The sequence below is a fragment of the Vibrio sp. OPT46 genome (assembly GCF_015163535.1).
Taxonomy (GTDB): Bacteria; Pseudomonadota; Gammaproteobacteria; order Enterobacterales; family Vibrionaceae; genus Vibrio; species Vibrio alginolyticus.
In genome coordinates this window covers 23243-30389 of the sequence record NZ_JADDYG010000684.1, presented here as the reverse complement: position 1 = coordinate 30389, position 7147 = coordinate 23243, and the positions used below count along the sequence as shown (strand labels likewise).

8 protein-coding genes and 1 pseudogene are annotated in these 7147 nt (G+C 45.2%); 4 read left to right on the top strand and 5 right to left on the bottom strand.

Annotated elements, in window-relative coordinates:
- Both IQR33_RS25015 and IQR33_RS25010 read left to right on the top strand, forming a co-directional pair.
- Positions 1-354: pseudogene (locus IQR33_RS25015) on the top strand (ethanolamine permease); the annotation flags it as partial.
- 187 nt (positions 355-541) lie between these two features.
- Positions 542-1597, top strand: a complete 1056-nt coding sequence (locus IQR33_RS25010) for an NAD(P)H-dependent flavin oxidoreductase (protein ID WP_104980413.1) — start codon at positions 542-544, stop codon at positions 1595-1597.
- A gap of 38 nt (positions 1598-1635) precedes the next feature.
- On the opposite strand, the gene IQR33_RS25005 is transcribed toward IQR33_RS25010, so the two are convergent.
- The gene (locus IQR33_RS25005) at positions 1636-2115 is read right to left on the bottom strand and encodes a peptide-methionine (S)-S-oxide reductase (RefSeq protein WP_005388723.1); all 480 of its coding nucleotides are present in this window, start codon (positions 2113-2115) and stop codon (positions 1636-1638) included.
- 217 nt (positions 2116-2332) lie between these two features.
- On the opposite strand from IQR33_RS25005, the gene IQR33_RS25000 reads away from it, so the two are divergent.
- On the top strand, positions 2333-3073 hold the full coding sequence (locus tag IQR33_RS25000; protein WP_104980415.1) for a DNA-binding transcriptional regulator YciT: 741 nt from the start codon (positions 2333-2335) through the stop codon (positions 3071-3073).
- On the opposite strand, the gene IQR33_RS24995 is transcribed toward IQR33_RS25000, so the two are convergent.
- From IQR33_RS24995 to IQR33_RS24980, 4 genes are all read right to left on the bottom strand, one after another.
- Complete coding sequence (locus tag IQR33_RS24995) at positions 3074-3967, bottom strand: DMT family transporter (protein WP_005373960.1); 894 nt, start codon at positions 3965-3967, stop codon at positions 3074-3076. It abuts the gene before it with no gap.
- Between the two features lie 154 nt (positions 3968-4121).
- On the bottom strand, positions 4122-4478 hold the full coding sequence (locus tag IQR33_RS24990; protein ID WP_042523322.1) for a VOC family protein: 357 nt from the start codon (positions 4476-4478) through the stop codon (positions 4122-4124).
- Positions 4479-4507: 29 nt separating this feature from the next.
- Entirely contained in the window at positions 4508-5161 is a 654-nt protein-coding gene (locus tag IQR33_RS24985) for an isochorismatase family protein (RefSeq protein ID WP_054579245.1), read from the bottom strand.
- Between the two features lie 32 nt (positions 5162-5193).
- Positions 5194-5919: an NUDIX domain-containing protein gene (locus IQR33_RS24980; protein WP_005373953.1), complete on the bottom strand. Its 726-nt coding sequence runs from the start codon at positions 5917-5919 to the stop codon at positions 5194-5196.
- Between the two features lie 220 nt (positions 5920-6139).
- Between IQR33_RS24980 and pncB the strand changes: the two genes are divergently transcribed.
- Positions 6140-7147: nicotinate phosphoribosyltransferase (gene pncB / locus IQR33_RS24975; protein ID WP_416222695.1), on the top strand; the 1008-nt coding region annotated here is incomplete at its 3' end.

Below are 7147 nucleotides of genomic sequence, written 5' to 3'. Positions count from 1 at the left end.
GGTGAGGGGGACTTAATCTTGGCGATGGCTGTTGTCGGTGCGACTGTATCGTACGCATTAATGTCCTTGAGCCATATTTTATTGCGAATTAAACAGCCGGAATTAACTCGTCCATATAAAACGCCTGGTGGGATAATTACTTCGAGTATTTCTCTGGTGCTTTCTTTGATCGCAATGACAGGTGTTTATGCTTTTGATCCCTCAGCCTTTTTCATGACAATGGGATTGTTTCTTATCGGTGGTGTTTATTATGGGTTATACAGCCGCAACAAACTGGTGGCAGCAACCGCCGAGGAAGAGTTTGCCATGCTGTCTGTAGCAGAGCTAGAGCTTGAATCAGATGTCGTACGATAGTCACTTTGATTCTTGTTATTCAGCATATTAAGGGAGCCATAGGCTCCCTTTGTCATTTCTATCAAAAGTGCATAGCGCACAAATGCATCACTTTAACTTTATAAGCGGTTAATCATGTGAAAGTCTAGTCTGGATAACGATGGCGCAAATCCATCACAGGTAAAGGTTAAGTTTTCAAGGAAAGGTCATGATAAATAAGATATTTAATACACTTTTGGGAACAGAGTTACCGATTATTCAAGCACCAATGGCCGGTGTGCAAGACAGCCAAATGACCATAGCCGTCAGTAATGTTGGCGGGCTTGGCTCGTTACCTTGTGGAATGCTGAACAAAGACGCCATCGTAAAAGAACTTCAACTTATCAAGCAGGCAACTAACCGACCGTTTAACCTCAATTTCTTTTGCCATGAAATGCCGGAGTATGACGGCAACAAGCACGAAAAGTGGCAAAAAACGCTGCAACCGTATTTTTCCGAGGTTGATGCAACCGTTCAGGCTCAGCCAAACGCTCCGACAAGGATGCCTTTCAATCATGATATTGCTGACGCGATTGAACCATTTGCACCGCCAGTGATCAGTTTCCACTTTGGTTTGCCAGACGATGATCTGTTAGCTCGAATTAGAGGGTGGGGAGGGAAGATCCTTTCGTCAGCGACCACGGTGGACGAAGCACTTTGGCTAGAAGCAAAAGGCGTTGACGGTATTATCGCCCAAGGCTTGGAGGCTGGTGGACACCGAGGTATGTTTTTATCGGATGATTTAACTACTCAATTAAGTTTGATTGCGTTATTACCACAAATCGCCAAACGGGTGAATTTGCCTGTTATTGCTGCAGGCGGAATCGCTGATAGAAGAGGGGTGGAAGCCGCGTTGAGATTAGGAGCGAGTGCCGTTCAAGTTGGCAGCGCCTATTTGTTGTGTGATGAGGCGAAAACATCGTCTTTACATCGATATGCCATTGCCAGTGAACGCGCGCAACATACCGCTGTGACCAATGTTTTCTCGGGCCGACCAGCGAGAGGCATTGTGAATCGCGCAATGTCGGAGCTAGGCTACATCAGTGAGTTTGCGCCGAAATTCCCATACGCATCCATTGAAATGGCTCAACTAAGAGCGCTTATGGAAAAGCAAAACCGAGATGAATTCACACCGTTGTGGTGCGGACAAAACTCGTCGGGTTGTAAGGAAATATCGGCGGCAGAAATGACATTGTCATTAATGGAAGGCATCGATTTTAACTGATATGCATCTTGCCTTTTAAAGCGATGCTGACTGAATGGTTACGAGTTATCCCTGTATTTATGTAGTAAATCTAATGGGATGTGGCAGTAATCATTCGGAAAGTTTGTGAGTCTGTCTTGGTGCTCATCATCACTTGGTACATAATTTGTGAGTGGCAGTACTTCTACGGCGATCTTGTCGGCGTCCGGTCGTGCTGCGATAAACGCTTTCGCGATGGTGAGATGCTGTTCGTTTTGGCTATAAACACCAGTACGGTACTTCTCACCTACGTCTTCACCTTGCTTGTTAACGCTGTAAGGGTCGATTATCTCAAACAAATACCCCATTAAAGTTTCAACCGAAACTTGCTCAGCATCGAACTGGGTTTTCACGCACTCTGCGTAGCCATCGTATTCGGATTGAGTGTTATCCGTTGTGCCATTTGCTCGCCCGGCTTCTGTGTTGATTACGCCCGGAAGGTGGCGCATAAATTCTTGCACGCCCCAAAGGCAGCCGCCAGCGAAGTAAATTTCTTCCATCACTTTTATCCTAGTCTTTACCGTTGTTGGGATGTAGGGAGCTAACCCCTCTTCTTCTATCCCATTTCCGTTGCCCTATTATCTGTTGATGGGAGCGAGATTCGCAAGGTACAGCTTGGCTAATCAGACCACGCGTTTTTTCCTTTTTACTTTCAATTTCTTTTCATATGAAACATCAGGTGAGTATACTGTAAGCCCATCAATAAGGAGCGAACCTGTGAACCCAAGACAAAATGAAATCCTGCAATTAGTGAACGACCGTAAACGCGTTCAAGTCACGGAGCTTTCTGACATCATTGGCGTGTCGGGTGTGACCATCAGACAGGATTTGAACTTTCTGGAGCAACAGGGCTACCTAAAGCGCATTCACGGCGCAGCTACCGCGTTGCAAAGTGATGACATTGATGCCCGCCTAGAAGTACGTTTCGATATTAAACAATCGCTCGCAAACCAAGCTGCGGATTTGGTCGCACCGAATGAGACAGTGCTGATTGAAGGAGGCAGTGCCAATGCGTTGTTGGCTCGGACATTGGCTGAGCGCGGCGATGTGACCATCATTACGCCATCGGCGTATATCGCCCATCTCATCCGTAACACTTCTGCCAACATTATCTTGCTTGGTGGCGTATATCAGCACCAAGGCGAGAGTTTGGTCGGACCGCTGACTAAGTTGTGTATTGAGAACATTCATTTCAGCACAGCCTTTTTGGGTATTGACGGCTTCCATCAAGACACTGGCTTTACTAGCCGCGACATGATGCGCGCTGAGATTGCAGAAACCATCATTGCGAAAAAAAGGCGCAATATTGTTCTAACGGATTCTAGTAAATTTGGGCAGATTTATCCCTCATCAATTGGTAAGACTGACGAAATATCAGTGCTGCTGACTGACAAAGCCGCTCCGAAAAGTGACCTTGAACAAATCAAAAAGCGAGGTGTGGAAGTCATATTAGGCTGATTAAGCCACGCTTCGTTTTCGCTTCGCGAGCATTGCTGTTGGGGAGAAACCGGTGACTAGCATAGTGCCGCTAAGCACTAGAATTGTTCCAATGATGGTGTTAGAGCCGACGGGCTCATCTAGCACCAAGTAGCCCCATAAGATACCAAAAACAGGAACAAGAAAAGTGACAGTCAGTGCTGACGCTGGGCCGATATCAGAAACTAAGCGGAAATAGAGCAAATAAGCGAACCCTGTGCATACAACGCCGAGCGTGACAACAGAGCTCCATTCGAAATGACTTGGTTCTGCACGCATTGGTAAGAATGGTAGCAGCGGCAGTACCCAAATAACCGCCGCCCACATGCTGCCGTGAGCATTGTCAAAAGCAGGTACTTGTGGCGCATTTTTAGTGTAGTTGGTAGCAATGCCATAGCTGAAAGAAGCCATCAAACTGGCGGCAATAGGGAGCATGGCTTCTTCACCTATGGTTGAAGTATCTAAGCCGACCAAGACTGCAACGCCTCCAATGCCTATTAGCATACCGAGAACAGATTTCGCTGTGAGTGGGCTGCGGTACCAAACAAAGCCAACTAGTGCTCCCCATATTGGGGCGGTTGAGTTCAATATTGCTAAAGTTGATGCATTCAGGGTCTGGGCTGCGTACGCAAAGAGTAAAAATGGAACTGCGCTATTGAATAAGCCAATAATAAAGAAGTGTTTAGTATGCGCAGTTAACGTGAGTTTCTTCTTCAAATATACGGCGATCAATAACAAAGCGACGGCGGCAAATGTAACTCGAAATTCGATTAAGTAAGCTGGCCCGAATGTGTTGGCGGCGACTCGCATAAACAGAAACGAGCCACCCCAAATAGCAGCGAGGCAGAGTAAGCGAAAAAAACTGACGGCAGTCATTTGACATCCTTGGTCGAGGTCTAGCGCCTCATCGATTAATTGTTGCGCTAACAGTGAATTAAACCAAGGATGAGGTCAACCAGAAATGTAATGCCAGTTCCGGATCTGGCTAGCTTGGGCTCACGTTGATGGTGTGTTGTTGATTTGTGATGACTTAATGGCTCTCTGACCATACTGCGAATTCATTTCCACTCGGTTCAGTGAAGTGGAATCGACAGCCGCCGGGGAATTCGAAAATAGGGCGGATAATTTTTCCACCATGCTGCTCTACTTTTGTCTGAGTGGCCTGAATGTCTGAGCTATAAAATACTAAAAGTGCGCCACCATTTGCGGTTTGGTTTATAAACTCAGATTTGAAGAATCCGCCATCCAACCCTTGTCCTGAAAATGCAGAATATTCTGGACCATAATCGGTAAAGCTCCAGTCAAAAGCACGCTCAAAAAATTGTTTGGTCGCACTGACATTAGTGGAACCAAATTCAACGTAATTCAATTTTTCGTGTTGATGCATGGTGAAATCCTTCTCGGTTACTATCGTTTCTAGGCGAACTTTTCTACGATGATGTCGTCCGCTTTCTCGACAAATAATGCGCCATTATCTCTGAGCTCTGTCAGCACATTCTCTACATTATCAGGCAGCACCGCTCGAGTTGAAGCAAGATTAACTACCACATTGTAGCCAAGTTCCAGCGCTTGCATGACGGATTTTTTCACGCAAAAGTCCAAGGCAAGGCCACCGATAACTAAGGTATCAATCCCGTTGAACTTTAGAAATTCATGCGCACCTGTCGTTTTGGTGTCGGCAATATCATGGAAAAAAATACCGTAAGGGTGCGCATCAGGATCCATGCCTTTATTAACTTGAAAATCGTAGTCCAACACGGGTGGTAAACCATCTAGCAGCTCAGAACCTGTTGTGCCAAGCACACAGTGACGGTTCCACTTTATATCCACATTCGGTAAACCAACGGGCTCAAGCATATTGGATGGCGATTCTGCATCCCATTTTGCTTTCGGTGGGTGTAAGTCACGACTGACCAGTTTTAATCGGCCTTTGGCATGATTACTCAGAAGCTCCGGTACGATTTCCAACGCACCTGCAACGGGCAGTTCATTTGGACATAACTCACTAAAGCCTTTCTCTGGATCAACGTCGATCACTGCTGTAGTTTGATAGTTTACTCGAACAGTCATGGCAGACTCCTTGTCTGTCAGATTGTCTGCGTTTATCCACGCAAACAGTTTTGAAAAAAGGTTACTTCGTCGCTAGTCAGCGTATATACCATTGCGGGTTTTCCACCTTTGCCTTTGTTGGTTGAAGCGACTTTATTAGTGGGTTTTAGTACGCCTGAATCTATCAAGCGGCGCTTAATCGTCATTCGGCTGATATCAATACCAAACTCTTGATAAGCAGAAATGATGTCCGCAACCAAAAACTCTTTGTCTAATGCAAACAAAAGAACCGATGTGTATTCAATGGATGCACGAAGCTTTTGCCACGCTTTTTCAATGGTTTTTTGATGATCAAATGCGAGGGTTTCTTCTCCATTGAGAATAGCCTGTAGCGAAAACCATTTAAGTTGGCATTCCGGTACACCTGCATTATTTATTTGCTCTACATTGTTACGATCAACTAAGGCGTAGTGCGTAATGTTTAAGCTCCAGTCTTCTGGATCGCGTTTTGGATCACCGTCGATAAACGCTTCGCTAAAATGGCGAGGGTAGGTATGGATTTTCTCACGGCAAATTCGGCGACGCGCCGCTTCAAAGTTTTCATCGGCCGGGCGTCCGCCTTCACTGGTTAAGTCTTTATCAAAGACAAATCCGCCCGGTAGTGCCCAGACTCCATGGTATGGCCGATTTGGATTTGAACGTTTAATCAACAACACTTCCAATCCCTTATCGGCACAGCCAGATAGCCTGAATGGAATAATGTCGACAGATACGATCATGGTTGGGTCCTAATATTGATTTGTAAGTAATCTAGCGCATAACAAGTGGTCAATCAATGGGTAAGTAACGAGTTGTTAGAAACGTTTTCGGTAGTGTTCTTAATACGGTTTGAGCATAAATTTACGGATGACTCTGACTTATTCACAATGCTTGTTCGAATTCTAGACAAAAAAACCTTATAAAAATGAGTGGTTAGTAACAAAAGTTGACAAACTATAGATGGGTGTTTATTGTTTACGCAAATTAGTTAGTAACAAAAAGTTATATACCCAGGAAGGGCATGTAGAAGGGCACCTAATGACCACCAAACTATTTTCTTCCCGCATCATTCAAAGTGCTTTGGATTTCGATGTCTACAAAGTCAATATGATGAGCGCTGTAACAGCGCTTTACCCTGATGCGATGGTGTCATATAAGTTTATCGTGCGCAGTGAGGAAGACCTCTCTGAGCTTTTGCCCGAGGTAAAAGCCGAAGTCCTTAAACTGCAAGATATTCAATTTACGCAAGAAGAAATTGAATATATTAAGCGTGTCGCGCCTTACCTGAATCCTGACTTTGTTGATGCACTGCGCCATTTCCGTTTCAACCCACAAAGCGATGTCTCTTTCCATAACAAAGCCATGGCTGATGGCTCAAGCCAGTTAAGAATTACCATTAACGGTTTGTGGCGAGACACCATCTTGTACGAAACGATCATCATGAGCATCGTGTCTGAAGTTCGTAGCCGTCAGCGTTGGTCAGATATCCCTGTTGCGCAATTTACCACTGTTTTAGAAGAGAAAGTTCGACACCTAAAGTCGGAACTAAAACGTCGTAACATTACTAACTTTAAATTTTCTGACATGTCGACGCGTCGACGTTTTTCCTTTCAAGCTCAGCGCACTATGCTGGAATATTTGTGCCAGGAAGTGCCGGAATGTTTGACAGGAACAAGCAACTATCACTTAGCAAAAGAGCTAAACTTGACGCCTATCGGCACGGTTGCTCATGAATGGTTTATGGGACACCAAGCTCTGGTGAATGTGCGAGATTCGCAAAAAGTGGCGTTGCAACGTTGGCAAAAAATGTTTAATGGTGCACTAGGTATTGCGTTAACCGATACGATTGGTATCGATGCTTTCCTTAAAGACTTTGATGAAGAACTAAGTAACGCGTACTTCGGTGTACGTCACGATAGTGGTTGCCCTTATAGCTGGGGTGAAAAAATGATTGCACACTACCAGTCA

Coding starts and splice junctions, on each gene's coding strand:
- IQR33_RS25005 (WP_005388723.1), bottom strand. CDS start 2,115: ATGGAAGAAATTTACTTCGCTGGCGGCTGCCTTTGGGGCGTGCAAGAA.
- IQR33_RS24980 (WP_005373953.1), bottom strand. CDS start 5,919: ATGATCGTATCTGTCGACATTATTCCATTCAGGCTATCTGGCTGTGCC.
- IQR33_RS24990 (WP_042523322.1), bottom strand. CDS start 4,478: ATGCATCAACACGAAAAATTGAATTACGTTGAATTTGGTTCCACTAAT.
- IQR33_RS24995 (WP_005373960.1), bottom strand. CDS start 3,967: ATGACTGCCGTCAGTTTTTTTCGCTTACTCTGCCTCGCTGCTATTTGG.
- IQR33_RS25010 (WP_104980413.1), top strand. CDS start 542: ATGATAAATAAGATATTTAATACACTTTTGGGAACAGAGTTACCGATT.
- IQR33_RS24985 (WP_054579245.1), bottom strand. CDS start 5,161: ATGACTGTTCGAGTAAACTATCAAACTACAGCAGTGATCGACGTTGAT.